The sequence below is a fragment of the Serratia sp. CY29653 genome (assembly GCF_052169255.1).
Classification (GTDB): domain Bacteria; phylum Pseudomonadota; class Gammaproteobacteria; order Enterobacterales; family Enterobacteriaceae; genus Serratia; species Serratia sarumanii.
Map to the genome: position 1 here is coordinate 1 of NZ_JBJNLC010000007.1, position 26,404 is coordinate 26,404.

Genomic DNA, 26,404 nt, shown 5'->3' on the forward strand with positions numbered 1-26,404 from the left:
ATTGCCGGCATCGAAAGATGCAACGTAAAAGAATCGGTGGAGCGGTAGTTCAGTTGGTTAGAATACCTGCCTGTCACGCAGGGGGTCGCGGGTTCGAGCCCCGTCCGTTCCGCCACTTATTTAATTATGCCTGCTTTATTAGCAGGCATAATGTTAAGCGAGATTTAGGGGCGTAGCTCAGTTGGTAGAGCACCGGTCTCCAAAACCGGGTGTCGCGAGTTCGAGTCTCTCCGCCCCTGCCATATTAAGAACCCTTTGCGAAAGCAAAGGGTTTTTTTTTGCCTATCATTTTTCTTCCTTACCGCTTTGGAATAGAGCGCTTTTGACGCTATATGCCGATGTTTGCCCGATCCTGGTTGCTTCATGTTCCTCCGAACTCTATCCTGCCGGCCTCCTGATTCTTATCTCGTTTTGCATTATCTTCTCTCAGAAGGCGATGAGCGCGTTTTGGTGTGATAGACAGGCATGACCACGATGACGGCGTTTAAGACCGCCATAACGCTTTAGGCTGCGGTATTTAAAGGTATTTTAAGTAATTGCCGAATCAAAGGCTGTTGATCGCTGTTTTGCAACCAGACGGCATACAGTGGGCGGATAATCGGCGGGATCTCGGTGGCGGCCACCAACTGTGGATACTCTTTTTCCCACTGGCTGGGCAGGAAAGCACATCCACCCGTGGTTTCCAACAGCTGACGCGTCAGGTGAGCGGAGGTAGTGGTGAGCACCGGCACGTTATCACCTTCCAGCATGCGGCTTTCCTGTTGGTGGAAGTCGGCTCCCCATTCCAGCTTGATGTAGGGCATGGGGGCCTGTTTGTCACGATGCGCGGATGAGAACAGGCGTAATGAGAAATTGCTCAGTTGCTGGCTGGCCAATTCATCCATCTTAGGCGGTTCAGTGGTGATCAGTAAATCGAGCTGCCTTTCATGCAGTTGTTTTACCAAAGAGTGCCTTAATGCCACCCTGGCTTCTAGCTGCAGCGCTTCGCGTTGTTGATAGAGCGCCTGTAGCCAAGGGGTCAGATAGGCTTCCCACAGCGAAGCGGTAGCGCCGATCGACAACTCGGTGTGTTGCAGCGAACGCACGACCTCCTTTTTCGCCAGCTGCCAGGTGTTCATCAGGCTCTCGGCATAGGGCAGAAGCCGCTCGCCGGCAGGCGTCAGGCGGATATTATTGCGATGACGGGTAAATAAATTGGCGCCCAGCTGGTTTTCTAACTGACGGATGCGGAAACTGACCGCGGACTGCGTTAAGTACAAAGATTCTGCGGCTCTGCCAAAGTGACGCGTTCTACTGACCTCCAAAAAGGTTTTCAGTAATTCGGTATCCACACCTATCTCCAAAAAAATTTGTCGTTAAGATTTAAATGTTTTGTTTTACACGCTGTCAAGCCTATCTAATACTCCGCGCCATAAACAGCACGGCCATAAGAGAATTAGGAGCGTGTCAGATGGCGGATAGCTTCACCACGACCAATCGTTTTTTTGATAATAAACATTACCCTCGCGGGTTCTCCCGTCACGGCGATTTCACCATTAAAGAGGCGCAATTGCTAGAGCGCTTCGGCTACGCGTTTAACGAGCTGGACTCGGGCAAACGCCAGCCGGCCACTGAAGAAGAACAACTGTTCGTCGCAGTGTGCCGCGGTGAGCGCGAAGCGGCTACCGAGCAGGAAAAAGTATGGGCTAAATATCTGGCGCGCACACGTCGCCCGAAGAAATTCCATACTCTGTCCGGCGGTAAACCGCAGGCTGACGCAGTAGAAGATTACAGCGACAGCGAAGACTAAAGACGATGGGGCCTGCGGGCCCCATTTTCATTCCAGACTACGATGCAGTTGTAACAGCAGGCGGTCCATGCTGCGATAGCCCAGCGCTTCGCTGAGGTGGCGCCTGTCGAGCTCAGCATCTCCCGCCAAATCCGCCAGCGTGCGCGCCACTTTCAAGATGCGCTGCCAGGCGCGAACCGATAACCCCAGCGCGTTTAATGTCGCCTCCAAAAACTCGGCGTCTGCCGCCTGCAGAACGCAATCCCGTTCCACTTCGCGGTTGCTCAGCAGCGCGTTGACTTTACCGGCGCGTTCAAGTTGCCGGGCGCGTGCCAGCAGCACTCTTTTCCGCACTTGTTCGCTGCTTTCTCCGTGTGTTTTCCGATGACTGAGTGTTCCCGGCGGCAACAGCGGCACTTCGATAGACAGATCGAAACGGTCGAGAAAAGGCCCTGACAGCCGGGCCAGATAGCGCAACACCTGCTGCGGTGAGGCGCGATTGTGCAGCCCCTGATAGTGCCCCGTCGGGCTGGGGTTCATTGCCGCGATCAGCTGCACTCTGGCGGGGAAACAGACCTTGGCGTTGGCGCGTGAAATCACGATCTCGCCGGATTCCAACGGCTCACGCAGCGCATCCAGTACCTTACGCTCGAATTCCGGCAGTTCATCCAGAAACAGCACGCCGTTATGCGCCATCGAGATCTCGCCCGGTCGCGGCAGTGAGCCGCCGCCGACCAATGCCGCCATCGAGGCGCTGTGGTGCGGTGCGCGAAACGGCCTCTGGCGCCATGGTAGGGCAGCGGGAATGTGATGCTGCAAGCTGGCGACCGCCAGACTTTCCAGCGCCTCAGGCTCCGTGAGCGGTGGCAGTAGGCCCGTGAGGCGGCTGGCCAGCATGGTTTTACCGGTGCCCGGCGGCCCAATCAGCAATAGGTTATGCCCGCCGGCGGCGGCGATCTCCAGTGCCCGCTTGGCCTGTTCCTGGCCGATGATGTCGCGCAGATCGGCGTTGTTGCAGGCGGTATCCGCAGCGGGAGGCGTGGTCGCCACCGGCAGTTCTCCCTGGCCGAGCAGAAAGGCGCAGACTTCCAACAGGTGCCGGGCGGTATGGGAGTGCGACTGCGCGATCAGGCCGACTTCAGCGGCGTTGTCCATCGAGAGGATCAGTTGTCGCCCGGCGTCAGCCGCCGCCAGTGCCGCCGGGATCGCGCCTCTGACCGCCCGCAGTGCACCGGACAGCGCGAGCTCGCCAAGAAACTCGTAGCGTGCCAACGGTGCGAGGGGCAGTTGCTCGGAGGCGGCGAGGATCGCCAGCGCTATCGGCAGATCGTAACGCCCGCCTTCTTTCGGCAGATCGGCGGGCGCCAAATTGACGGTGATGCGCCGGGCGGGAAAGGTGAAACCGTTGTTGATCAGGGCGCTGCGCACCCGATCGCGCGCCTCTTTCACCGTGGTTTCCGGCAGACCGACCAGCGTCAGGCCGGGCAGGCCATTGCTGATATGCACCTCCACCGTCACGGAAGGGGCCTGAACGCCGATGATGGCGCGGCTATAGATTACCGCCAATGACATATCGCTCTCCTTGCTGATGGCGACATGATGCGCGATTCATCCTGGTGGCGCGCGGCGTTATTGGTGTTTTTTCGATGGTTTTCTCAGCTTAATCACCGATTTTTATCTCATTGAATGAGATTGTGCGATCCGCCTCGCAGCCTGCGGCAATACCCATTAACAATTCGCTGAAGGCTGCAACACATTAGCGGCCCAGACGCATTGCAACCATAGGCTTGATGGGTGTATTTAACAATTGATTAAAAGAAAAATCACTTATTTAACAAACCCCGACCGCCGCCGCATTCTGCCCGGCAGCCGCTAAACCTCCTGACTTCGTACTCTACGGTAGGGATAACACTATGTTTGGTTGGACCCCGCTGCAACGCAACGCGGCAATCGCCAGCTTTTCAAGCTGGACGCTCGACGCTTTCGATTTTTTCGTGCTGGTATTCTTACTCAGTGACATCGCGCAATCCTTTCACGTCGGTCTGGAACAGGTGACGTTGGCGATTCTGCTCACGCTGGCGGTGCGCCCGATTGGCGCGCTGATCTTCGGGCGTGCGGCGGAAAAATATGGCCGCAAGCCGATCCTGATGCTGAATATCGTCTTCTTCTCGGTGTTTGAGCTGCTCTCCGCCGCCGCGCCCTCGCTGACGGTCTTCTTACTGTTGCGGGTGTTGTACGGCGTTGCGATGGGCGGCATCTGGGGCGTGGCGTCGTCGTTGGCGATGGAAACCATACCGGACCGCTCGCGCGGCCTGATGTCGGGCATTTTCCAGGCCGGCTATCCGTTCGGTTATCTGCTGGCGGCGGTGGTGTACGGCCTGCTGTTCGAAACGGTCGGCTGGCGCGGCATGTTTGTCATCGGTGCGGCGCCGATCCTGCTGCTGCCGTTTATTTATTATTGCGTGCAGGAGTCGCCGGTGTGGCTGGCGGCGCGTGAACGCAAGGAAAGCTCTGCCTTGCTGCCGGTGTTGAAGAGCCACTGGAAGCTGTGCTGCTATCTGGTGCTGCTGATGGCGGCGTTCAATTTCTTCTCCCACGGCACGCAGGATCTGTATCCGGTGTTTCTGAAAGTTCAGCATGGTTTCGATCCAAAAACCGTCAGTATCATCGCCATTAGCTACAATATCGCGTCAATTATCGGCGGCGTTTTCTTCGGTTCGTTGTCGGAAAAGATCGGCCGCAAAAAAGCGATCATCATCGCCGCGCTGCTGGCGCTGCCGGTGATCCCGCTGTGGGCATTTTCCAGCGGTTCGCTGATGTTGGGGATCGGCGCTTTCCTGATGCAGTTCATGGTGCAGGGCGCCTGGGGCGTGGTGCCGACCTACCTGACTGAGCTGGTGCCGGCCAACACCCGCGCGGTGCTGCCGGGGTTCGTGTACCAGCTGGGTAACCTGATCGCTTCGGTCAACGCCACGCTGCAGGCGACCATCGCCGAACATCATGGGCATAATTACGGCCTGGCGATGGCGATCGTCGCCGGTACGGTGGCGCTGGCGATCGCCCTGTTGGTGTTCTTCGGCAAGGATACGCGCGGTAAGGCGATAACAGACGCGGTGAAAAATCCGGGCGTGCGCGCCAACGTGTGAAATCCGGGCGATTCGCGTGAGGTATGACCAGATTGCGCCGAATAATAACGCAAAAAAAGTGTTGTCATGCCGCGCGCGACTATGGTACCTCTGTAAGCATTAGTTCTGAATGAGCACAGTGAACAAACCCATTATGAAAGCCTTTGCCCAAGTGATTAGCCTAGTCGTGATTAGCGTGGTGGTGATTATTATCCCACCGTGCGGGGCTGCACTTGGACGAAGAAAGGCTTAGCAAACAAGCCGGAATCGCAAGAGAACCCCCGCACCGTCAGGTCCGGGGGTTTTTTATTGGCAAGAGAAAAGTGGAGCAAGGGGCAGAGCATGAAAAACAGAACAAAATCCTGCGATTGTCGAAGTAAGGCGGGGAAATAACTATGAATGGCGCTCAGTGGGTAGTTCAAGCGTTGCGTGCGCAGGGGGTGGATACCGTATTCGGCTATCCGGGCGGGGCAATCATGCCGGTGTACGATGCGCTGTACGACGGCGGCGTGGAACACCTGCTGTGCCGACATGAACAGGGCGCCGCGATGGCCGCCATCGGCTACGCCCGCGCCACCGGCAAAGTCGGCGTTTGCATCGCCACTTCCGGCCCTGGCGCCACCAACCTGATCACCGGCCTGGCTGATGCGCTGCTCGATTCCGTTCCCGTTGTCGCCATCACCGGTCAGGTGGGTTCCGCACTGATCGGCACCGATGCCTTTCAGGAGATCGATGTTCTCGGCCTATCTCTGGCCTGCACCAAACACAGCTTCTTGGTGGAATCGCTGGACGCGCTGCCGGGCATTATGGCGGAAGCCTTCGCCATCGCCGCCGGTGGCCGCCCTGGCCCGGTGCTGATCGATATCCCGAAAGACATCCAGCTGGCGCAGGGCGACTTGCACCCGCATCTGATACCGGTCGATGAAGCGCCGGCATTCCCGGCGGCGGCGTTGGCAGAGGCGGCCGAGCTGCTGGCGCAGGCGCACAAACCGATGCTGTACGTCGGCGGCGGCGTGGGCATGGCGCAGGCGGTGCCGGCGCTGCGCGAGTTCATCGCCGTGACCCGCATGCCGAACGTCGCCACCCTGAAGGGGCTGGGCGCGCCGGATGCGCAAGATCCGCTGTACCTCGGCATGTTGGGCATGCACGGCACCAAGGCCGCCAACCTGGCGGTGCAGGAGTGCGATCTGCTGATTGCCGTCGGCGCGCGTTTCGATGACCGCGTGACCGGCAAACTGAACGCCTTCGCGCCGCACGCCACAGTGATCCACATGGATATCGACCCGGCGGAAATGAGCAAGCTGCGCCAGGCGCATGTGGCCCTGCAGGGCGATCTGAAAGCGTTGCTGCCGGCGTTGCAGCGCCCGCTGAACATCGCCCCCTGGCAGCAGCAGGTGACGGCGCTGAAAGCCGACCACGCCTGCCGCTACGATCACCCCGGCCAGCCGATCTACGCGCCGTTGTTCTTGCGCCAGCTGTCCGCCCGCAAGCCGGCCAACAGCGTAGTGACCACCGACGTGGGCCAGCACCAGATGTGGAGCGCGCAGCACATGACGTTCGAACGCCCGGAGAATTTCATCACCTCCAGCGGCCTCGGCACCATGGGGTTCGGCGTACCGGCGGCAGTAGGGGCCCAGATCGCGCGCCCGCAAGATACGGTGATCTGCGTCTCGGGCGACGGCTCCTTCATGATGAACGTGCAGGAACTGGGCACCATCAAGCGCAAACAGCTGCCGCTGAAGATCGTACTGCTGGACAACCAGCGCCTCGGAATGGTGCGTCAATGGCAGCAGCTGTTCTTCGACGGCCGCTACAGTGAAACCAACCTGTCCGATAACCCCGACTTCCTGATGCTGGCCGCCGCCTTTAGCATTCCCGGCCAGCGCATCAGCCGCAAGGATCAGGTGGAGGGCGCGCTCGAGGCGCTGTTCAACACCGAAGGCCCTTATCTGCTGCAGGTCTCTATCGACGAACTCGAAAACGTCTGGCCGCTGGTACCGCCGGGCGCCGGCAACGAAACCATGTTGGAGGAAATATCATGATGCAGCATCAACTCTCGATCCAGGCGCGTTTTCGCCCCGAAATGTTAGAGCGCGTATTGCGGGTCGTGCGTCATCGCGGCTTTCAGGTTTGTGCTATGAATATGGTTTCCCCGGCCAATGCCGACAGCATCAATATCGAATTGACCGTTGCCAGCCCGCGTCCGGTTGCCCTGTTGTCATCTCAATTAAGCAAACTGATGGACGTCTCCTGCGTCGAGATCCAGCAGCCAACATCACAACAAATACGCGCCTGAGGCGCCGAGAAGGATAAATAACAATGACAAAGAAAGCCGATTACATTTGGTTCAATGGTGAAATGATTCCCTGGGCCGAGGCCAAAGTGCACGTGATGTCGCACGCGCTGCATTACGGCACGTCGGTATTTGAGGGGGTGCGCTGCTACGACTCGCACTTGGGGCCGGTAGTGTTCCGTCATCGCGAGCATATGCAGCGCCTGCACGATTCGGCGAAAATCTACCGCATGCCGGTTTCGCAAAGCGTTGACGAACTGATGGAAGCCTGCCGCGCTACGCTGCGCAAGAACAACCTGGTCAGCGCGTACATTCGCCCGCTGGTGTTCGTCGGCGATGTCGGCATGGGCGTCAACCCGCCGGCCGGTTACAAAACGGACGTGATTATCGCGACGTTTCCTTGGGGCGCTTATCTGGGTGAAGAAGCGCTGGATCAAGGCATCGATGCGATGGTCTCCTCCTGGCACCGCGTCGCACCAAATACGATCCCTACTGCGGCCAAGGCCGGCGGCAATTATCTTTCCTCCCTGCTGGTGGGCAGCGAAGCGCGTCGCCACGGCTATCAGGAAGGCATCGCGCTCGACGTGCACGGCTACATTTCCGAAGGGGCGGGCGAGAACCTGTTTGAAGTGAAAGACGGCGTGATTTACACCCCGCCGTTCACCTCTTCGGCGCTGCCGGGCATCACCCGCGACGCGATCATCAAGCTGGCGAAAGACATGGGCTTCGAAGTGCGCGAGCAGGTGCTGTCGCGCGAATCGCTGTACCTGGCCGACGAAGTGTTCATGTCCGGCACCGCGGCGGAAATCACGCCGGTGCGCAGCGTGGACGGCATTCAGGTCGGCATCGGCAAATGCGGCCCGGTGACCAAACAGATCCAACAGGCGTTCTTCGGCCTGTTCAGCGGCAAGACAGAAGACAAATACGGCTGGCTGGATCCGATCAATCCGTAACGACAAGACAGACAGATAAGAATATCCAGGCGGTTCGTTCGCCGCCTGTCATAAATACATTTGGAGTGAAAAGAGCATGCCTAAGTACCGTTCCGCCACCACCACCCACGGCCGCAACATGGCGGGTGCCCGCGCATTGTGGCGCGCGACCGGGATGACCGACGCCGATTTCGGCAAGCCGATCATCGCCGTGGTCAACTCCTTTACCCAGTTCGTGCCGGGCCACGTGCATCTGCGCGATCTGGGCAAACTGGTCGCCGAACAGATCGAAGCCTCCGGCGGCGTGGCCAAAGAGTTCAACACCATCGCGGTGGATGACGGCATCGCCATGGGCCACGGCGGCATGCTCTATTCCCTGCCGTCGCGCGAACTGATCGCCGACTCGGTCGAATACATGGTGAACGCCCACTGCGCCGACGCGATGGTGTGCATCTCCAACTGCGACAAGATCACCCCGGGCATGCTGATGGCGGCGTTGCGCCTGAATATCCCGGTGATCTTCGTCTCCGGCGGCCCGATGGAAGCCGGCAAGACCAAACTCTCCAATCAGATCATCAAGCTGGATCTGGTGGACGCGATGATCCAGGGCGCGAACCCGAACGTCAGCGACGCCGACAGCGAGCAGATCGAGCGTTCCGCCTGCCCGACCTGCGGTTCCTGCTCCGGCATGTTCACCGCTAACTCGATGAACTGCCTGACCGAAGCGCTGGGCCTGTCGCAGCCGGGCAACGGCTCGCTGTTGGCGACTCACGCCGATCGCAAAGCGCTGTTCCTCAACGCCGGCAAGCGCATCGTCGAGTTGACCAAACGCTATTACGAGCAGGACGACGAAAGCGCGCTGCCGCGCAATATCGCCAACAAGGCGGCGTTTGAAAACGCCATGACGCTGGATATCGCCATGGGCGGCTCGACCAACACTGTGCTGCACCTGCTGGCTTCGGCGCAGGAAGGCGAGGTGGACTTCACCATGGAAGACATCGACCGCCTGTCGCGCAAAGTGCCGCACCTGTGCAAGGTGGCGCCGAGCACGCAGAAATATCATATGGAAGACGTGCACCGCGCCGGCGGCGTAATCGGCATCCTCGGCGAGCTGGATCGCGCCGGTTTGCTGAACCGCGAGGTGAACAACGTGCTGGGGCTGACCCTGCCGCAGACGCTGGAAGCCTACGACGTGATGCTGACCCGCGACGAAAGCGTCAAGAAAATGTACTCCGCCGGGCCGGCCGGTATCCGCACCACGCAGGCATTCTCTCAGGACTGCCGCTGGGATTCGCTGGACACCGACCGCAAGGAAGGCTGCATCCGCACCCGTGAGCACGCCTACAGTCAGGACGGCGGGTTGGCGGTGCTGTACGGCAACCTGGCGGAAAATGGCTGTATCGTCAAAACCGCCGGCGTAGACAAGGAAATCCTCACCTTCCGCGGCCCGGCCAAAGTGTATGAAAGCCAGGATGATGCGGTAGAAGCTATCCTCGGCGGCAAAGTGGTGGCGGGCGACGTGGTCGTTATCCGTTACGAAGGGCCGAAAGGCGGGCCGGGCATGCAGGAAATGCTTTACCCAACCACGTATCTGAAATCGATGGGGCTGGGCAAGGCGTGTGCGCTGATCACCGACGGGCGTTTCTCCGGCGGCACCTCCGGGCTGTCCATCGGCCACGCCTCGCCGGAGGCGGCCAACGGCGGCCTGATCGCCCTGGTGCAGGACGGCGACATGATCGCGATCGACATTCCGCATCGCGGCATCCAGCTGGACGTCAGCGAGCAGGAGCTGGCGGCGCGGCATGAGGCGGAACTGGCGCGCGGCGACGCGGCCTGGACGCCGAAAAACCGTGAACGTCAGGTGTCCTTCGCGCTGCGCGCTTACGCCTCGTTGGCCACCAGCGCCGACAAAGGCGCAGTGCGCGACAAGAGCAAACTGGGGGGATAAGCAGTATGGCGGTCTCTCAACCCCTACCCAGCGCCCCCTGCGGCGCGGAATATCTGCGAGCGGTACTGCGCTCGCCGGTCTACGAGGTGGCGCAGGTCACCCCGTTGCAGGCCATGAGCAAAATCTCTTCGCGCCTCGGCAACACCATTTTGGTGAAGCGCGAAGATCGCCAGCCGGTGCACAGCTTCAAGCTGCGCGGGGCCTATGCGATGATCGCCGGGCTGGACGAAGAACAGAAGGCGCGCGGTGTCGTAACGGCTTCGGCCGGCAACCACGCGCAGGGCGTCGCCTTCTCCGGTAAACGGCTGGGGCTCAAAACGCTGATCGTGATGCCGGTGTCCACCGCGGACATCAAGGTGGATGCGGTGCGCGGTTTCGGCGGCGAAGTGTTGCTGCACGGTGCCAATTTCGACGAGGCCAAGGCGAAGGCGATCGAGCTTTCCCAACAGCAGGGCATGACCTTCGTGCCGCCGTTCGATCATCCGACGGTGATCGCCGGGCAGGGCACGCTGGCGATGGAGCTGCTGCAGCAAGACGCGCATCTGGATCGGGTCTTCGTGCCGGTCGGCGGCGGCGGCCTGGCCGCCGGGGTGGCGGTGCTGATCAAGCAGCTGATGCCGCAGATCAAAGTGATTGGCGTCGAAGCGGAAGACTCCGCCTGCCTGCGCGCGGCGCTGGATGCCGGCCATCCGGTGGATCTGGCGCGCGTCGGGCTGTTCGCTGAAGGCGTGGCGGTGAAGCGCATCGGAGACGAAACCTTCCGCCTATGCCGTGAGTATCTGGACGACGTGATCACCGTGGACAGCGACGCCATCTGCGCGGCGGTCAAAGATCTGTTCGAGGACGTGCGCGCCATTGCCGAACCTTCCGGCGCGCTGGCGCTGGCGGGGCTGAAAAAGTACGTGCAGCAGCACAACATTCAGGGCGAGCGTCTGGCGCACGTGCTGTCCGGCGCCAACCTCAACTTCCACGGGCTGCGCTACGTTTCCGAACGTTGCGAACTGGGCGAACAACGCGAAGCGCTGTTGGCGGTAACCATTCCGGAACAGCAGGGCAGCTTCCTCAAGTTTTGCCAACTGCTGGGCGGCCGCTCGGTGACCGAATTCAACTACCGCTACGCCGATGCCGATAACGCCTGCATTTTCGTCGGCGTGCGTCTGACGCGCGGCCACGCAGAACGGCGGGAGATCATCGACGAACTCAACGCCGACGGTTATCAGGTGGTGGATCTGTCGGACGACGAGATGGCCAAGCTGCACGTGCGCTACATGGTGGGCGGGCGTCCGTCGAAGCCGCTGCGCGAACGGCTGTACAGCTTTGAGTTTCCGGAGTCGCCGGGCGCGCTGCTGAAGTTCCTGCAGACGCTGGGCACGCACTGGAACATTTCGCTGTTCCACTATCGCAGCCACGGCACCGACTTCGGCCGGGTGCTGGCGGCCTTCGAGTTGGCGCAAAGCGAGCCGGAATTCGAGCGGCACCTGCAGGCGTTGGGCTACGATTGCCACGACGAAACCGACAACCCGGCGTTCCGCTTCTTTTTGCAGGGGTGAGTCGGATTGATAAGCAACCGTGACGCGTTAGTCAGTTTATGGGTTGCATGGTTGTGATTTTGTCGTGCATTTTTATACTGCCAAGACTTCTGACGTATAGGGATGCACGACAATGAAAACCGCTTTTTCTACGCCGTTCGGTTCCCCCGAAGACGATTTGACCAACGCCGAGTTTGCCCGCCTGTTGGGCAATACCGGCGTACAAGAATTCTATCGCGATATTAATCTGCAAGCCTTGCAGGACTCGCTGGACTGCAGCCTCGCCTTTCATGGCGTGGGCATTATTTTTTCCGACGGGCAGAACTCATTTTTAGTCCGCCCGACGCAGCACACCGGTTACTCAAACGCTTCGCAGGTTACCCACGTGGTCATCAGCAAAACGGTGGCTCATACTTCACGCGTTGCCGCGACCAATACGCTGTCGGAAGCGTTGAGCAAACCCAGCGTCAGCAAAGAGTTGGCCTCGGCCGCGCTGTCGTGCGGAACGCTGCTGGTATCGGTATTTTTACTGGCGTCGGGCAGCGTCGCCGTGCCGTTTACCGGCGGCACCAGCTCGGCGGTGGCTTATCTGGGCTATGCCGGCATGGCCGCCAGCGCGTTGCAGTGCGGCAATGGGCTGTACCGCGTCAACAAGCTTTATGACGGGAAAGGCGATGAACTGGCTCAGCTCGACTCAGAACAGTGGTATATCGCTACCAGTACCGTGCTCGATGTGATCTCGCTGGCCAGTGCCGGGGCTGCCCTGAAGGAAGCGACGATGACCTACCGCGCCATGCGCCGCATTTCGGCGCGCAAGGCGACGGAATGGCTGAAAAGCATGCCCCGTAGCGAAAGGAAGCGGCTGACCGAAAACATCATTCGGGCGGAAAATCCGGGAATTTCCAATAACGTCTTGAAAGAGATGGTGAAGAACGGCTTATACCCGAAGCGCTACCCGACGGAAGCGATCCAAAACGGGCTGCGCCAGCAATTGCATTCGGCGCTCAATAACTCATTGACGTTCGTGGGCAGCGGCATCAGCGGCACCCTGTCTGCGCCGGTGAATGTGAAAACCACCGGGCAGTATTTTGTGGGCATTATGCAGAAATTGCCGCAGATGGTGAGGTAATGGCGGACTGGATGATTAAACGCCTGATCGCGCAGGGCCGGGAGATGGAACGCCAAATCGCGGCGCGCGATGGCGCGCTTTTCGCCGGTGTGGATGCGCAGCTCGAGCAGCATTTCCTGACGCCGGGCCAGCGGCTGTCGCCGCCGGGCGTCGGCAATGTCATGTTGCTGATGGTTTGCCTGACGCTGGGGCTGGCGGGCGTGATGGGCCTGGCCACGGACGTGGCGGCCGCCTGGAGCGGCAAGACTTCCGCCGCCGTTCTCATGGGCAGCGGCGCGATCGTGGCGGTGTGGATGACGTTGATCCTGTTCCAACTGGTGCAGGGTAAAAACAGCGGGGTGGTATTGCTGCAATATTACCTTGGCATGCTCGGCCTGTTTTGCCTTGGCGCCGCGGCGGCGTGGGCGGCGGGGATGACCGGCATCGCCACTGTCGCCATGCTGCTGGGGGGCGTGGTTGGCGGTGCGCTATTCAGCAACCGGGCGGCGTTCTCTCTCTATGTCGCCTATTTTCGCACGCGTCGGCGCGTGTTGATCAAACGCCGTTGGCAGAGGGAAGATCTGCGCAACACCCGATAAACCGTCAGAACGGAAAAACTTATGACGCAACCCTTCTCCGGCTTTAGCCAGCAGGGTCTGAATTTCCTGCAGCAGGTGCGGATCGAGAACGATAAGGCGTGGTTCGACGGCAACCGCGACATCTACGATCGCGAGCTGCTGGCGCCGTTTCGCGCGCTGGTGGAGCAGCTGGCTCCCGGCATGCTGGCGATCGACCCGCAGTTCGAGACTCGCCCGGCGATCGGCAAAACGCTGTCGCGCATTCATCGCGATACGCGCTTTTCACATGACAAATCGCGCTACCGCAGCCGCATGTGGCTGACGTTCAAACGCCCGAGTAAAGACTGGAAAGACGCGCCGGTTTACTTTTTCGAACTGGGGCCGGACATGCTGCGCTATGGGCTCGGCTACTACAGCGCCAACAAGCCGACCATGGATCTGTTCCGCCATACGCTGAGGCAGCGGCCGCAGCCTTTCCTTGAGGTGGCCGCCTGCTGTCGGCCGCCGTTCGAGCTGGTGGGTGAGAGCTACAAGCGCCCGCTGGTGAAGGAACAGGCGGCGGAGATCGCCACCTGGTACAACCGCAAGTCGTTTGCGGTGATGGTGACCGACAGCGAAGTGGAAAAGCTGTTCAGTGCCGATCTGGTGCCGCTGCTGGCCGGGGCATTTTTGCAGCTTGAGCCGCTCTACCACTGGCTGATGCAGGTAGAGACGATGAAGCAGATCGATCCGGCGGATCTGTAAACCCCGCGTCAGCGGGGATGCAGCAAGCGCCAAAAGGCGTCGATCAGCGGATCGCTGAGGCGCTTTTTCTGGACGCAGACCCCCAGCTCGAACGGTTCGACCATCGAGATGTTATCCAGCTGCGAGATGCGGTTGCGTACCGGCTCCGGGCTGTTGTCCACTACCACGCTCGGGATCAGCGCGATGCCGCAGCCCAGAGCGACCATCGACACGATGGCTTCGTGGCCGCCGACGGTGGCGTAAATCAGCGGATTGCTGATGCGGTGGCGGCGGAACCACAGCTCGATGCGTTTTCGCGAAGGGCCGTGCTCCGGCAGGATGAACGGGATCTCGGCCCAGTCGGGCCTGTCGGCGAACGCCTGGCTGCGCACCGCGCAGGGCAGCGCCGGCGCGATCAGCACCAGCGGGATTTCGCCGATTTTGGTGAACGCCACGCTGGCGGGCAGCGTTTCCGGCCGGCCGGCGATGCCGAGATCGGCCTCGTTGGATTGCACCTTGTCGACCGCGTCGGCGGCGTCGCCGGTGGTCAGCTTAATCTCCACCAGCGGGTGCTGCGCGCGGAAGCGATCGAGGATCGGCGGCAGGTGGCTGTACGCCGCGGTCACCGAGCAGAACAGCCGCAGTTCGCCGCTGAGCGAAGGGCCGTGCTGGCCGAGCGAGTGCTTCAGCTGCTGATATTGCAGCAGCGTTTGCTGGGCGAATTCTTTCAGCTGTTCGCCGGCGTCGGTCAGCTGCACGGTGCGGTTATCGCGCAGGAACAGCGGCTGCCCGAGGATCTCTTCCAGCCGCTGGATCTGGCGGGAGAGCGTCGACGGGCTGACGTGCATCGCCTTGGCGGTGCGCCCGAAGTGATGGCTTTCGGCCAGATGCAGGAACAGCTTTAAATCACGTAAATCCATATCGATACGCTCGCAGTGAGTGTGTTGCATAAATTGCAATGTCACGTTCTTAATATATCAATTTAAGCAACGCATTTCCTGTTATACATTGAGTTTAACGAATCTCCGCACAGACAGGGCGGGGAATGAAAATAACAATGCAAGACAACATCAAACCGGAGTACCACCATGGCTAACTATTTCAACACATTGAACCTGCGTCAGCAGTTGGCGCAATTGGGTAAATGCCGCTTTATGGCGCGCGACGAATTTGCTGACGAAGCCGGCTACCTGAAAGGTAAAAAAGTGGTGATTGTCGGCTGTGGCGCCCAGGGGCTGAACCAGGGTCTGAACATGCGCGATTCCGGCCTGGACGTCGCCTATGCCCTGCGCAAAGAAGCGATCGACGAGAAGCGCGCTTCCTGGCGCAAGGCGACCGAAAACGGCTTCAAGGTCGGCACCTATGAAGACCTGATCCCGCAGGCGGATCTGGTGGTCAACCTGACGCCCGACAAGCAGCACTCTTCCGTGGTGCGCGCGGTGCAGCCGCTGATGAAAGACGGCGCGGCGCTGGGTTATTCCCACGGCTTCAACATCGTTGAAGTGGGTGAGCAGGTGCGTAAAGACATCACCGTGGTGATGGTCGCGCCGAAATGCCCGGGCACCGAAGTGCGCGAAGAGTACAAGCGCGGCTTCGGCGTGCCGACTCTGATTGCGGTTCACCCGGAAAACGATCCGAAAGGCGAAGGCATGGCGATCGCCAAGGCCTGGGCGGCGGCGACCGGTGGCCACCGCGCCGGCGTGCTGGAGTCCTCCTTCGTCGCCGAAGTGAAATCCGACCTGATGGGCGAGCAGACCATTCTGTGCGGCATGCTGCAGGCGGGTTCGCTGCTGTGCTTCGACAAGCTGGTTGCTGAGGGCGCCGATCCGGCTTACGCCGAGAAACTGATTCAGTTCGGCTGGGAAACCATCACCGAAGCGCTGAAGCAGGGCGGCATCACCCTGATGATGGATCGCCTGTCCAACCCGGCCAAGCTGCGTGCCTATGCGCTGTCCGAACAGCTGAAAACCATCATGGCGCCGCTGTTCCAGAAGCACATGGACGACATCATCTCAGGCGCTTTCTCCAGCGGCATGATGGCCGACTGGGCGGAAGACGACGTGAAATTGCTGACCTGGCGCGAAGAGACCGGCAAAACCGCGTTCGAGAATGCGCCGCAGTTTGAAGGCAAAATCAGCGAGCAAGAGTACTTCGATCACGGCGTGCTGATGGTGGCGATGGTGAAAGCGGGCGTTGAGCTGGCGTTCGAAACCATGGTCGATGCCGGCATCATCGAAGAGTCGGCTTACTACGAGTCGCTGCACGAGCTGCCGCTGATCGCCAACACCATTGCGCGTAAGCGTCTGTATGAAATGAACGTGGTTATCTCCGATACCGCAGAGTACGGCAACTACCTGTTCGCCAACGCGGCGGTGCCGTTGCTGAAGGACTTCATGACCACCCTGCAGGCGGGCGATTTGGGCAAAGCCGTGGCGGGTACGGCGGTGGACAACGCGCAGCTGCGTGACGTGAATGAAGCGGTACGCAGCCACCCTATCGAAACCGTCGGCCGCAAACTGCGTGGCTACATGACCGACATGAAACGCATCGCCGTTGCGGGCTGATTTCCCGCAAGGCAAAGCACACAGAGCCGGCAGCGATGCCGGCTTTTTTATGCCTACGGTGGCGTGATCAATTGCCGTTCGAGGCAGCGCCGGATCGCGTGTTTGGCGTTGGCGACTCCCAGCTTACGCACCGCATTGCCGATGTGAAACTTCACCGTGCCGGTTTTTATCCCCAGGATCAGCGCGATCTCATGGTAGGTTTTGCCCTGGCTGGCCCAGTAGAGGATTTCCCCTTCGCGCGGCGAGAGCCGGTCTGTCCGGCTTGCCTCGGCGCTGGCCAAGGCCAGAGCGTGCTGGTGGGTATCGACCAATACCATCTGCAGGCTGGACCTCTCGTCTTCCATCAGCTGCCGCAGTTCGGCGTCATCGGCTGTCGTGGCGCTGATCGACAAGATCGCCAGGTTGTTGTCGTGATCGTGCAAAACAAAGCTGCAGCCGTGCACGATGTCGTACTCCCGCGCCTGGCTGAAGATCTTCCGGTAATGCCGATCCTCGGTGGTGACGGGGGTGTCGTGCCACATAAAGGGCGCGCAGCGACTATGGGCGGCGCGCACGACGGGATCGATGCGCTGATAGCGATTGGCGCTGTAGATGTCCAGCCATTCTTGCGGGTAGCTCGAGACCAGCAGATGGCGATCGGGAAGGTGTTTGTTGAAGGTCAAATAAGCGTATTTGAATTGCCTGAAGGCGTGCAGTCGGCCGTCAAGATGCAGTCTTGCGGCGACGGCGTTGGCGAATGTGACGGTCATTGGTAACCTCCCTGTCGTTCGCGGCTCAGCCCGACCTGCACCAAAGTCCAGCTAGTCAGTGCGGCGGATTGAAATTTATACTCGGCTAATAAATTCAAAAAGGCAGCAATGCCAAGACCCGAGCTTAGCAGCTCTGGGCGGAAATAAGCCAACGCCAGGGAAATTCTTTCAATCATCCTCTCATCAATGCTTCTGGGATCTATTGTGCGGGCGGCGAGGCTACCTCGCCGCCGCCTTATTGGCTATGCGGGCATCGCCGCTGCGGGAATGATGGCGCCGCGGTGTTGGATCACCGTTGCGGCGAGCAGGTGGCCGCGCTGCGCCGCCTGTTGGGCGCTGCCGCCGTTCAGGCGTTCCGCCAGATAACCGGCGCTGAAAGAGTCGCCCGCCGCGGTGGTATCCACCACGCGCTCCGGCGGCAGCGCGATCGCCGGCACCTCAAGCCGCTCTCCCTCCACGCTGAACACCAGACAGGCATCCGCGCCGCGTTTGATAGCGATCTCACCGACGCCGAGCGCCTGCGTGCGCGCCACCACCTGTTCAACCGGCTGCGCTCCCCACAGCGACTCTTCGTCATCCAGCGTCAGGAAGGCGATGTCGGTGCAGGCCAGCACCTCACGGTAGGCCTGCTGCGTTTCCTCACGGCTGTGCCACAGGCGCGGGCGATAGTTATTGTCGAAGATAACCTGGCCGCCGTTGGCGCGGCAGCTGCGCAACAGCGCCAGCAGCTTCGTGCGGTCGGCAGGCGCGAGGATCGCCAGGCTAATGCCGCTGAGGTACAGGTAATCGAACTGCGCCAGCCGGGCGCACAGTGCGTCGGCCTGGGGGCCCGCCAGCCAATACCGGGCGGCGGCGTCGTTGCGCCAGTAGTAGAAGGTGCGTTCGCCGGCGGCGTCGGTTTCGATCACGTACAGGCCCGGCAGTTTGTTTTCCAACCGCTGAATCAGCCCGGTCTCGATCTTCTCCTGCCGCCAGGCCTGCAGCATCTCGTCGCTGAAGCTGTCGGTGCCGAGCGCGGTGACGTAATGCACCTGCAGCGTCTGTTCCGGCATTTGGCGGGCGAGGTAGACGGCGGTGTTGAGGGTATCGCCGCCAAAGCCGCGCGTCAGCTGCGCGCCCTGCTGCGACAGTTCGATCATGCATTCGCCGATCACGGCGAGATTTCGGATAGTCATCGTCAATAAGCCCTGGCTAAAGAAGAAGCAACAACCGCCAGTCTCCACGCAAGGCGGTGAGGGAGTCAATAAATTAAAACGGTGTTTTGATTTTTTATGATCGCGATCGGCCCATGCCAAAACAGGGTGAAGAAGAAACCGTGCGGCAATTCGTGCTTAAAGTTTTGCGCGGCGCGGCCGATAAGCTGGGTAAAGAAACAGCGGCAGCGCTCTCACTTCCCCGCCACGGCGATAGTACCGATGATAACCAACCTGATCTCGGGTCTGCTGGCGCCCTGTTTTGCCCTCTATGCCTGCGCCAAATCGCGGCGCTACTGGCGGCAATGCCGGCGCTTGTATACCTTCCAGCCGATTTATCGCACCAGCGGCGCGCTGCTGGCGGTGGAACTGCTGACGGCGGTATATCACCCGAATGAGCCGGACAAACGGCAATCCCCGGAACAGTATTTTGCCTCGCTCGGCGTCGCCCAGCGTTTGCGGGTGATCCAGGAACAGCTGGCGCTGTTGCAGCGCTGGCAGGCATTGTTCATTCGCCACGCGGTGATGGTGTCGGTCAATATCGACGGCATGGCGCTGCAAGCGTTGCAGCGCCATAGCGAGCTGCAGCGGCAGATCGCCGAGATGCCCTATCTGCGCTTCGAGCTGGTGGAGCACGCCGAAACGGCGTCAAACCGCCCGTTGCACCAGATGGTCGGCGGCGAACGGCTGTGGCTGGACGATTTCGGCAGCGGGCTGGCCAACTTCTCCGCCGTCGGCGCCTGGCGCTATCAATACATCAAGGTAGCGCGCGAATTGTTCACCTTGCTTAAACAGTCTGAAGAGGGCGTGCAGCTGCTCGGCACCCTGATCAAGATGATGAACCAGCACAGCGACGGGGTGATCGTCGAAGGCGTGGAAACCGAGCAGGAGTGGCGGCTGGTGCAGCGTTCCGGCGCGTTGGCCGCGCAGGGTTACTATCTTTCCCGCCCGGCATGCTTTGAAACTTTACACAGCGTACCGACGCTGTTCGCCGCGCCCGGCGCGCCGGCGTGAACTCCGGCCTATCCTCAGCTAATCTTAAACGGGGCTGCTCATTCCTTTTCCTTTCATTCGGCAGCCCGGTTTATGTGCTGAGGGAGCCCTATGACAAGAACAGGAAAGGTTTTCAGCTGGCTGGGCGGCATTGTGCTGCTGGCGGTCGCCGCGCTGGCGATCTTCATCGCTACCTTCGACTGGAATCGACTCAAGCCCACCATCAACGACAAAGTGTCGGCCGAACTGCGGCGGCCGTTCGCCATCCGCGGCGATCTGGGCGTCGACTGGTCGCGTAACCGGGATGAGGGCGGCTGGCGCGCCTGGGTGCCCTGGCCGCATATTCACGCCGAAGACGTGTGGCTGGGTAACCCGAAAAACATGCCCGGCGACAGCATGGTGACGCTGCAGCGCGTCGACGCCAGCATCGCACCGCTGGCGTTGCTGAAGAAAGAACTGCTGATCCCGCGCATTTGGCTCAAGCAGCCGAATGCGTCGTTGCAACGCCTGGCCAACGGCGACAACAACTGGACGTTTGACCTGGCCGCTGGCCAGGATCCGCAGCAACCGCCTTCCGACTGGTCGTTCACCGTTCACGACATCGTGTTCGACAAGGGGCAGATCGCCTTTAAAGACGCCACGCTGAAGGCGGACTTCCGCGCCGTCATCGATCCGCTCGGCAAACCGCTGCCGTTCAGTGAAGTGACCGGCAAACAGAGCAGCGGCAAGGCCGCCACTCCTGACTACGTCTTCGGTTGGCAGGTCAAGGGCAAATACAACGGCGAGCCGCTGAGCGGCAGCGGCAAGATTGGCGGCATGCTGTCGCTGCAGAGCGCCGATCTGCCGTTCCCGCTGCAGGCCGACGTGCGCTCCGGCAGTACCCGGGTGGCGGTGGCGGGCACCTTGACCGATCCGCTTAACCTCGGCGGGCTGGACGTGCAGCTGAAATTTTCCGGCGAAAGCCTGGGTAATCTCTATGGCTTGACCGGCGTGCTGCTGCCGAACACGCCGCCGTATGCGACCGATGGCCATCTGATTGCCCGCCTGCATCAGCCGGGCGGCGCCGTGTTCGAATATCAGAAATTCGACGGCAAAATCGGTGACAGCGACATTCACGGCGATTTGAAATACGTTGCCGGTAAGCCGCGGCCGACGCTGAGCGGCGCGGTGAGCTCCCGGCAGCTGAGGTTGGCGGATCTGGCACCGCTGATCGGCGCGGACTCCAACGCCGCCAAAGCCGGGCGCGGCGAGAAGAGCCGCCAGCCGGCGGATAAAGTGCTGCCGGTCGAACAGTTCGATACGCAAAGCTGGCGCAAGATGGATGCGGACGTGAAGTTTGCCGCCGCACGCATTGAACGCGGCAGCGATTTGCCGCTGAGCGATTTGGCCACGCATCTGAAGCTGAACAATGGCGAACTGCGCCTGGATCCGCTGCGCTTCGGCATGGCGGGCGGCAGCCTGAACGCCGTGGTGCGCCTCGACGGCGGCAAAAAGCCGATGCGCGGCCAGGTGGATATGCACGCGCGCAGACTCCAGCTCAAACAGCTGTTGCCGAACGTGGCGGCGATGAAGCGCAGCCTCGGGCAGATGAACGGCGACGCCAGGCTGACGGGCAGCGGCAATTCGGTAGCCGAGCTGCTGGCGACCAGCAACGGCGACCTGCGCCTGTTGATCAATAACGGGGTGATCAGCCGCAGCCTGATGGAGATCCTCGGTCTGAACGTCGGCAACTATCTGGTGGCGCAGCTGTTCGGTGACGATGTGGTGGGCATCAACTGCGCGGCGGCGGATGTCGGCATCCGTAACGGCGTCGCCGCGCCACGGCTGTTCGTGTTCGACACCGAGAACGCGGTGATCAACATCACCGGCAACACCAACCTCGCCACCGAACGGCTGGATTTGTCCATCGATCCGGAAAGCAAGGGGATGCGCGTGCTGACCCTGCGCTCGCCGCTGTACGTGAAAGGCACCTTTAAGCACCCCGACGCCGGCGTCAAAGCCGGGCCGCTGATCGCGCGCGGCGCGGCGGCGGTGGCGTTGGGCGCGGTGCTGACGCCGGCGGCGGCGCTGCTGGCGCTGGTTTCACCCAGTGAAGGCGGCGAGGAGAACCAGTGCGGGCAGATCCTGCGGGAGATGAAAGGCAAAAAATAGTCAGGCGTGCGGCGGCGGCGTGAGCAGCCGGCAGTCGTGATCCTGGATCTCTTCCGCCGAGGCCAGGGTAAACGGCAGCAGGCTGCGCTCGGTCGCCAGCAGCAGGAAATCGCCGTCCGGCAGCGCGGTCATCGCCAGGCCGAAGCTGCCCATGCGCCCTTCGGCGCGCGGCAGGCCGGAAGCCAACAGGCGGAAGGCGCCCTGTTGTTCCAGTTCGGCGGGGGTCACCCGCCGCCCCAGATAGTCATGCCCCAACAGGCCGCCGGGCAGCGGTTGCCATTGATCGATAAAATCGGGGCCGATCTGCGCCAGCCGCTGTTTTACCGCCGGCAGCAGGCAGGAGATATGAATGTGCAGCTGGTTTTGCGTGCGGCCATATTCCGAGTTGATCGCCAGTGAAATATCGCCATCGTCGATCGGTTTGCCATAGCGTTCCGCCATCACGTGGCGCGCGCGCCAGGCCTGGGCGAAGAAATTCGGCGTAGTGGCGTCCAGCACCGCCGGGCTTTCTATCCCGGTGATTTTGGCGCTGGGCATCAGCAGGTATTGCAGCGGCCCGTTGCGATCTTTAAACACCACGAAGCCGGCCGGCACATCTACCTGCGTGCAGGGCGCCGGGTTGTCATGCGCTTGCTGATTGGGCAGACATTGCTGGCTGACGATGCGCCACAGCGCATCGGGATGATCAGGCTTCAACCCGTAATAGAGCGCGATGGCGAGAGCCGCCAGCAGCGCAACGCAGACAAATACCCCACGACGCAGAGACATCGGCCGATCCTGTTACCGAGAGAAACATCCAGCATAGCCCGGTTTTATGACAGTAAACGAACAACGCGTGCGGCCCCCGCAGTGAGGGGGCCGCAGGGGATCACAGCGACCGGTGGCGGGTTTCTTTCATCAACAGCAGGGCCAGCAGCGTCAACCCGGCCATCGCCGCCAGATACATGCCGACGTAGAACAGCCCGTAGTGGGCCGCCAGCCAGGTGGCGATATAAGGCGCCACGGACGCGCCGAGGATCGACGCGACGTTGTAGGAGAACGATGCGCCGGTATAGCGCACTTCGGTCGGGAACAGCTCCGGCAGCAGCGCGCCCATCGGGCCAAAGGTCAGCCCCATGATGCTCAGGCCGCACAGCAGGAAGCCCATCACCAGCGCCTGATTGCCGGAACCCAGCAGGGGCGGGAACAGGAACGCGAAGCCGATCATCAGCAGGGTAATGGCGATCATGGTCTTGCGGCGGCCGAACGCATCCGCCAGCAGGCCGGCGATCGGCACCATCACGCCGAAGCCGATCACCGCCACCATCAGCATCCACAGGAAGCTGTTGCGGGAGTAGCCGAGGCCCAGCGGCTGCGGCGTGGTGCCGTAGGTCATCGAATACACCGTCATCAGATAAAACAGCGTGTAGGTCGCCAGCATGATGAAGGTGCCGAGGATAGTGGCTTTCAGATGCTTGCTCAGCAGCGTGCCGAGCGGCACTTTCACCTGTTTGCCGGCCTTGGCCACTTTGGCAAACACCGGCGTTTCATGCAGCGATACCCGAACGTACAGGCCGATCAGCACCAGCGCCGCGGAGAGGATGAACGGCACGCGCCAGCCCCATTCCATAAACTGCTGGTCGCTCAGCAGCCAGGAGAGCAGCAGGAAGGTGCCGTTGGCGAAGAAGAAGCCGATCGGCGCGCCCAACTGGGGGAAGGAGCCGTACAGCGCGCGCTTTTTGGCCGGCGCGTTCTCCGTCGCCAGCAGGGCGGCGCCGCCCCATTCGCCGCCCAGCCCCAGGCCCTGCCCAAAGCGCGCCAGCGCCAGCAGGATAGGGGCGAAGATGCCGATGGTTTCATAGCTTGGCAGCAGGCCGATCAGCACGGTGGAAATCCCCATGGTCAGCAGCGAGGCGACCAGCGTGACCTTGCGCCCTACCCGATCGCCGAAGTGGCCGAACAGCGCAGAGCCGATAGGGCGCGCGACAAAGGCGACGGCGAAGGTGGCCAGCGACTGCAGCGTCGCGGTGGTCGGGTCGCCCTGCGGGAAGAAGATGTGCGGGAACACGATCACCGCGGCGGTGGCGTAGATGTAGAAGTCGAAGAACTCGATGGCGGTGCCGACCAGCGAGGCGACGATGACTTTCCCGCGGGAGTTCACCGGTGTGGACGCCTCGTCGGCGTCGAGTGGGGGTGCGATGGTGGCTTGCATAATATTTCTTATCGTTAGAGGGGGTAAAAATCCATCTTAGTGACAGCATGCGGCCTTTTCAACGCGGGAGCTTTGGGCAACGCCGCTCCTAACCGGTTAAAAAGACTAATGTTTTACCGGGCTTCTTTTCTGCAGCGTTAAACGTTGAGAAATGGAGTTCGCGCAGAGGGAATGGCTGTAAAAACGGCAAAGAAAAGTGACTGGGCAGTTTGTTATGCTGGTTTACGGATGGCGCACCGTGCGATTCAGATGTATTGACTGGTTTTTTGGCTGTTAACCAGATGAACCTGCCGGTGTGTGCGATAACACCGGCACGATTGCATGGCTTCAGCGCGCTGGCGGCTCGCGTTCCGGCAACGCTTTGTCGCCTTTGTAGTCGGCGGTGGCGATCCAGGCGGCGCAAAACAGCGTCAAACGAGCGAAGAAGTAGAAGAACGCCATCAGCCCGATCACCGATCCGAAGGCCGCGCCGGAAGGCGACTTCGCCACCTGCGGCAGCGTCATGGTCATCACGAACTTGATCACTTCAAAGCCGATGGCGGCGAGCAAGGTGCCGCGCAGCAGCGCTTTTTTCTTCGGTTTGTGGCGCGGCAGCATCCAGAAAATCCACAGGAACAGCAGATAGTTGGCGAAGATCGAGATCGACAGCGCGATCGTCGTCAGCGCCGGCCGCAGCCATTCGATGCCGTCCAGCCCCAGCGCGTTGACGATTGCCGCCTGCGCCGACCCGGCGACCGAGGTCAGCGACAGCGTGATAATCAGCGCGACCACCAGGCCGGTCAGCGAGATGAAGTCGCGGGTGTATTTGAAGTAGATTTTCTCCTGATCCTGCGGATTGCGCTCCCAGACATCGCGCGACTGCGCGCGGATCGCCTCGCGCAGATTGCCCATCCAGCTGATGCCGGAATAGAGCGCCAGCGCCAGGCCGGTCAACCCCACGGTGGTGCGCTGCTGAATGGCGGTATTGACGGTGTTCTTCAGCGTGCTGGCCAGCGTCGGATCGCTGATGCTGCCGACGATCCGGTTGATCAAGCGGGCCAGCAGATCCGGATTGGAGGCCAGCACGAAGCCGGCGGCGGCAAACGACACCATCAGGATCGGGATCAGCGAGAGGAACGAAAAATAGGTGATGGCGGCGCCGAACTGGCTACCCAGCCGATCGTTAAAGCGTTCGGCCGCGCGCAGCAGGTGCGCCACGCTCGGCCAGGCTTTGATGCGTTCAATCAGACGTGAAAAACCACCGATGCGGCGGTCGAGGGTCTCATGGCCGGTCTTGATGGCGATAAGCGGCTTCGGCGGCGTGTCTTGTGCGGGCTGGCGGCGTTCCTGGTCTGGTCCTATAGGCATTACTTCACGATTTCCTTAACGTTAAACGGCATGTTTCAGCATTGATTATAGCCAAAGCCCCGCGGCGTTTTGATCGCCGGGGCGGCAAACGGTCATTTTCCGAGCTTAGCGCGTTAGCGCCCGGCATGAAATGCCGACGATGGCGCGATAGGTAAAATTCCTATGAAAACCCCGTGGCGCCTCAGTTTTTTTCACTTTCCTACCTCCAATTTTTATCTGTTTCGTCGGCGAGAAAGCGTTTACTCATGATGTGGCGTTGCGCTTTGCCGCTCGCCGCTCCGCTGCAGCCGTAGGGGCTGGAACGGTCTCATCCGTCATCAACAGAAAAACTGGAAGGTCTTATGAAATTGCTTAATCACCCCACCTGCCGCCCGTTTACCGAAGCGGGCAATCTGTCGCAGCTGTCCGCCTACTATGAAGAGGGGCGGCACATCATGTGGATGCTGCTGCGCGCCGCGCCGCGCCCCTGCTTCAACCAGGCGCTGATCGAAGACATCATGACGCTGGCGCAGGCGGCGAAGGAATCTTCGCTGCGGTTCGATTTCTGGGTCACCGGCTCGCTGGTGCCGAACATGTTCAACGTCGGCGGCGATCTGCAGTTCTTCGCCGACGCGATCAAAAACCGCAAGCGCGAGGCGATGATGGCCTACGCGCGCGCCTGCATCGACTGCGTGCATGCGGCGGCTCGCGGTTTCGACACCGGCGCGGTCAGCATTGCGATGGTCGAAGGCAGCGCGCTGGGGGGCGGCTTTGAAGCGGCGTTGGCGCACCATTTCGTGCTGGCGCAGAACAATGCGCGCATGGGGTTTCCGGAGATCGCGTTCAATCTGTTTCCCGGTATGGGCGGTTACTCGCTGGTGGCGCGCAAGGCGGGCATGCGCTTGGCCGAGGAGCTGATTTGGGGCGGCGAGTCGCACACCGCAGAGTGGTTCGAGAGCCGCGGGCTGGTGGATCAGCTGTTCCAGCCCGGCGACGCCTACATGGCGACGCGCACCTTTATCGATACCATTCGGCCGAAGCTCAACGGCATGCGCGCCATGCTGCGGGCGCGTCAGCGCGTGTTGCAGCTGACGCGCTCCGAGCTGATGGACATTACCGAAGATTGGGTGCACTCGGCCTTTACCATTGAGGAAAAAGACCGCGCCTACATCGAGCGGCTGGTGATGTTGCAGGATCGCCATACCCTGAACCTGCGTCGTGCCGGCTAACCTT

The 26,404-nt window shown here is 60.9% G+C and carries 24 protein-coding genes and 2 tRNA genes; 17 read left to right on the forward strand and 9 right to left on the reverse strand.

The genetic code is table 11. From position 1 onward, the window contains the following. Nucleotides 1-38 precede the first annotated feature (38 nt). Together ACJ8HN_RS22160 and ACJ8HN_RS22165 are read left to right on the forward strand one after the other, a co-directional pair. Nucleotides 39-115 (forward strand) — tRNA-Asp (locus ACJ8HN_RS22160). A gap of 51 nt (nt 116-166) precedes the next feature. Further along, a tRNA-Trp gene (locus tag ACJ8HN_RS22165) sits at nt 167-242 on the forward strand. Nucleotides 243-503: 261 nt separating this feature from the next. Here the strand turns inward: ACJ8HN_RS22165 and hdfR are convergent. Continuing rightward, the gene (gene hdfR, locus ACJ8HN_RS22170) at nt 504-1,331 is read right to left on the reverse strand and encodes an HTH-type transcriptional regulator HdfR (protein WP_033636417.1); all 828 of its coding nucleotides are present in this window, start codon (nt 1,329-1,331) and stop codon (nt 504-506) included. Nucleotides 1,332-1,450: 119 nt separating this feature from the next. Between hdfR and ACJ8HN_RS22175 the strand changes: the two genes are divergently transcribed. After that, complete coding sequence (locus tag ACJ8HN_RS22175) at nt 1,451-1,789, forward strand: DUF413 domain-containing protein (RefSeq protein ID WP_004929946.1); 339 nt, start codon at nt 1,451-1,453, stop codon at nt 1,787-1,789. A gap of 27 nt (nt 1,790-1,816) precedes the next feature. Here ACJ8HN_RS22175 and ACJ8HN_RS22180 read toward each other — a convergent pair whose 3' ends face one another. Next, nucleotides 1,817-3,340 carry a YifB family Mg chelatase-like AAA ATPase gene (locus ACJ8HN_RS22180; RefSeq protein WP_442523963.1) on the reverse strand — a complete coding sequence of 508 codons (1,524 nt, stop codon included), beginning with the start codon at nt 3,338-3,340 and terminating at the stop codon, nt 1,817-1,819. A 341-nt stretch (nt 3,341-3,681) separates the two neighbouring features. On the opposite strand from ACJ8HN_RS22180, the gene ACJ8HN_RS22185 reads away from it, so the two are divergent. The 10 genes from ACJ8HN_RS22185 (at nt 3,682) to ACJ8HN_RS22230 (ending at nt 14,025) form a co-directional block, all read left to right on the forward strand. Further along, nucleotides 3,682-4,914 carry an MFS transporter gene (locus ACJ8HN_RS22185; RefSeq protein WP_033636415.1) on the forward strand — a complete coding sequence of 411 codons (1,233 nt, stop codon included), beginning with the start codon at nt 3,682-3,684 and terminating at the stop codon, nt 4,912-4,914. Between the two features lie 133 nt (nt 4,915-5,047). Further along, nucleotides 5,048-5,146, forward strand: coding sequence for an ilv operon leader peptide (gene ilvL, locus ACJ8HN_RS22190; protein WP_013814970.1), 99 nt, complete (start codon nt 5,048-5,050; stop codon nt 5,144-5,146). Between the two features lie 142 nt (nt 5,147-5,288). Beyond that, entirely contained in the window at nt 5,289-6,935 is a 1,647-nt protein-coding gene (gene ilvG / locus ACJ8HN_RS22195; protein ID WP_442523964.1) for an acetolactate synthase 2 catalytic subunit, read from the forward strand. Next, nucleotides 6,932-7,189, forward strand: a complete 258-nt coding sequence (gene ilvM, locus ACJ8HN_RS22200; protein ID WP_004929955.1) for an acetolactate synthase 2 small subunit — start codon at nt 6,932-6,934, stop codon at nt 7,187-7,189. Before ilvG ends, ilvM begins: the two co-directional genes overlap by 4 nt. Nucleotides 7,190-7,212: 23 nt before the next feature. After that, entirely contained in the window at nt 7,213-8,139 is a 927-nt protein-coding gene (locus ACJ8HN_RS22205; RefSeq protein WP_442523965.1) for a branched-chain amino acid transaminase, read from the forward strand. A gap of 76 nt (nt 8,140-8,215) precedes the next feature. Further along, entirely contained in the window at nt 8,216-10,066 is a 1,851-nt protein-coding gene (gene ilvD / locus ACJ8HN_RS22210) for a dihydroxy-acid dehydratase (RefSeq protein ID WP_033649965.1), read from the forward strand. Between the two features lie 5 nt (nt 10,067-10,071). Further along, the gene (gene ilvA / locus ACJ8HN_RS22215) at nt 10,072-11,616 is read left to right on the forward strand and encodes a threonine ammonia-lyase, biosynthetic (RefSeq protein ID WP_033649966.1); all 1,545 of its coding nucleotides are present in this window, start codon (nt 10,072-10,074) and stop codon (nt 11,614-11,616) included. 112 nt (nt 11,617-11,728) lie between these two features. Continuing rightward, nucleotides 11,729-12,724, forward strand: coding sequence for a hypothetical protein (locus ACJ8HN_RS22220; protein WP_033654501.1), 996 nt, complete (start codon nt 11,729-11,731; stop codon nt 12,722-12,724). Then, nucleotides 12,724-13,302, forward strand: coding sequence for a hypothetical protein (locus ACJ8HN_RS22225; RefSeq protein WP_047570079.1), 579 nt, complete (start codon nt 12,724-12,726; stop codon nt 13,300-13,302). Before ACJ8HN_RS22220 ends, ACJ8HN_RS22225 begins: the two co-directional genes overlap by 1 nt. Before the next feature lie 21 nt (nt 13,303-13,323). Then, a complete protein-coding gene (locus ACJ8HN_RS22230) occupies nt 13,324-14,025 on the forward strand; it encodes a DUF2461 domain-containing protein (RefSeq protein ID WP_038874696.1) in 702 nt (233 codons plus the stop codon). A gap of 8 nt (nt 14,026-14,033) precedes the next feature. On the opposite strand, the gene ilvY is transcribed toward ACJ8HN_RS22230, so the two are convergent. After that, on the reverse strand, nt 14,034-14,924 hold the full coding sequence (gene ilvY / locus ACJ8HN_RS22235; protein WP_033636409.1) for an HTH-type transcriptional activator IlvY: 891 nt from the start codon (nt 14,922-14,924) through the stop codon (nt 14,034-14,036). A 168-nt stretch (nt 14,925-15,092) separates the two neighbouring features. Between ilvY and ilvC the strand changes: the two genes are divergently transcribed. Next, nucleotides 15,093-16,568, forward strand: a complete 1,476-nt coding sequence (gene ilvC / locus ACJ8HN_RS22240) for a ketol-acid reductoisomerase (RefSeq protein WP_004929973.1) — start codon at nt 15,093-15,095, stop codon at nt 16,566-16,568. 53 nt (nt 16,569-16,621) lie between these two features. Here the strand turns inward: ilvC and ACJ8HN_RS22245 are convergent, their stop codons facing one another. The 3 genes from ACJ8HN_RS22245 to ACJ8HN_RS22255 all read right to left on the reverse strand — a co-directional run bounded on the left by ACJ8HN_RS22245 (nt 16,622) and on the right by ACJ8HN_RS22255 (nt 18,492). Further along, the gene (locus ACJ8HN_RS22245) at nt 16,622-17,317 is read right to left on the reverse strand and encodes a LuxR family transcriptional regulator (RefSeq protein WP_442523967.1); all 696 of its coding nucleotides are present in this window, start codon (nt 17,315-17,317) and stop codon (nt 16,622-16,624) included. Beyond that, nucleotides 17,314-17,493: a hypothetical protein gene (locus ACJ8HN_RS22250; protein WP_033649970.1), complete on the reverse strand. Its 180-nt coding sequence runs from the start codon at nt 17,491-17,493 to the stop codon at nt 17,314-17,316. Before ACJ8HN_RS22250 ends, ACJ8HN_RS22245 begins: the two co-directional genes overlap by 4 nt. Nucleotides 17,494-17,559: 66 nt before the next feature. After that, nucleotides 17,560-18,492 (reverse strand): sugar kinase, encoded by a 933-nt coding sequence (locus tag ACJ8HN_RS22255; protein WP_442523968.1) that lies wholly within the window; start codon nt 18,490-18,492, stop codon nt 17,560-17,562. A gap of 240 nt (nt 18,493-18,732) precedes the next feature. Here ACJ8HN_RS22255 and pdeH point away from each other — a divergent pair, with 240 nt between their 5' ends. Beyond that, nucleotides 18,733-19,524 carry a cyclic-guanylate-specific phosphodiesterase gene (gene pdeH, locus ACJ8HN_RS22260; RefSeq protein WP_041037122.1) on the forward strand — a complete coding sequence of 264 codons (792 nt, stop codon included), beginning with the start codon at nt 18,733-18,735 and terminating at the stop codon, nt 19,522-19,524. A gap of 90 nt (nt 19,525-19,614) precedes the next feature. After that, the gene (locus tag ACJ8HN_RS22265; RefSeq protein ID WP_442523969.1) at nt 19,615-21,654 is read left to right on the forward strand and encodes an AsmA family protein; all 2,040 of its coding nucleotides are present in this window, start codon (nt 19,615-19,617) and stop codon (nt 21,652-21,654) included. On the opposite strand, the gene ACJ8HN_RS22270 is transcribed toward ACJ8HN_RS22265, so the two are convergent. The 3 genes from ACJ8HN_RS22270 to yhjD all read right to left on the reverse strand — a co-directional run bounded on the left by ACJ8HN_RS22270 (nt 21,655) and on the right by yhjD (nt 25,192). After that, nucleotides 21,655-22,422 carry a CDP-diacylglycerol diphosphatase gene (locus tag ACJ8HN_RS22270; protein ID WP_060706898.1) on the reverse strand — a complete coding sequence of 256 codons (768 nt, stop codon included), beginning with the start codon at nt 22,420-22,422 and terminating at the stop codon, nt 21,655-21,657. It abuts the gene before it with no gap. 100 nt (nt 22,423-22,522) lie between these two features. Continuing rightward, a complete protein-coding gene (locus tag ACJ8HN_RS22275; protein WP_103773161.1) occupies nt 22,523-23,845 on the reverse strand; it encodes an MFS transporter in 1,323 nt (440 codons plus the stop codon). A 327-nt stretch (nt 23,846-24,172) separates the two neighbouring features. Beyond that, a complete protein-coding gene (gene yhjD, locus ACJ8HN_RS22280; RefSeq protein ID WP_060427059.1) occupies nt 24,173-25,192 on the reverse strand; it encodes an inner membrane protein YhjD in 1,020 nt (339 codons plus the stop codon). A 341-nt stretch (nt 25,193-25,533) separates the two neighbouring features. Between yhjD and ACJ8HN_RS22285 the strand changes: the two genes are divergently transcribed. Then, on the forward strand, nt 25,534-26,400 hold the full coding sequence (locus ACJ8HN_RS22285) for a crotonase/enoyl-CoA hydratase family protein (RefSeq protein ID WP_033636400.1): 867 nt from the start codon (nt 25,534-25,536) through the stop codon (nt 26,398-26,400). Nucleotides 26,401-26,404 lie beyond the last annotated feature (4 nt).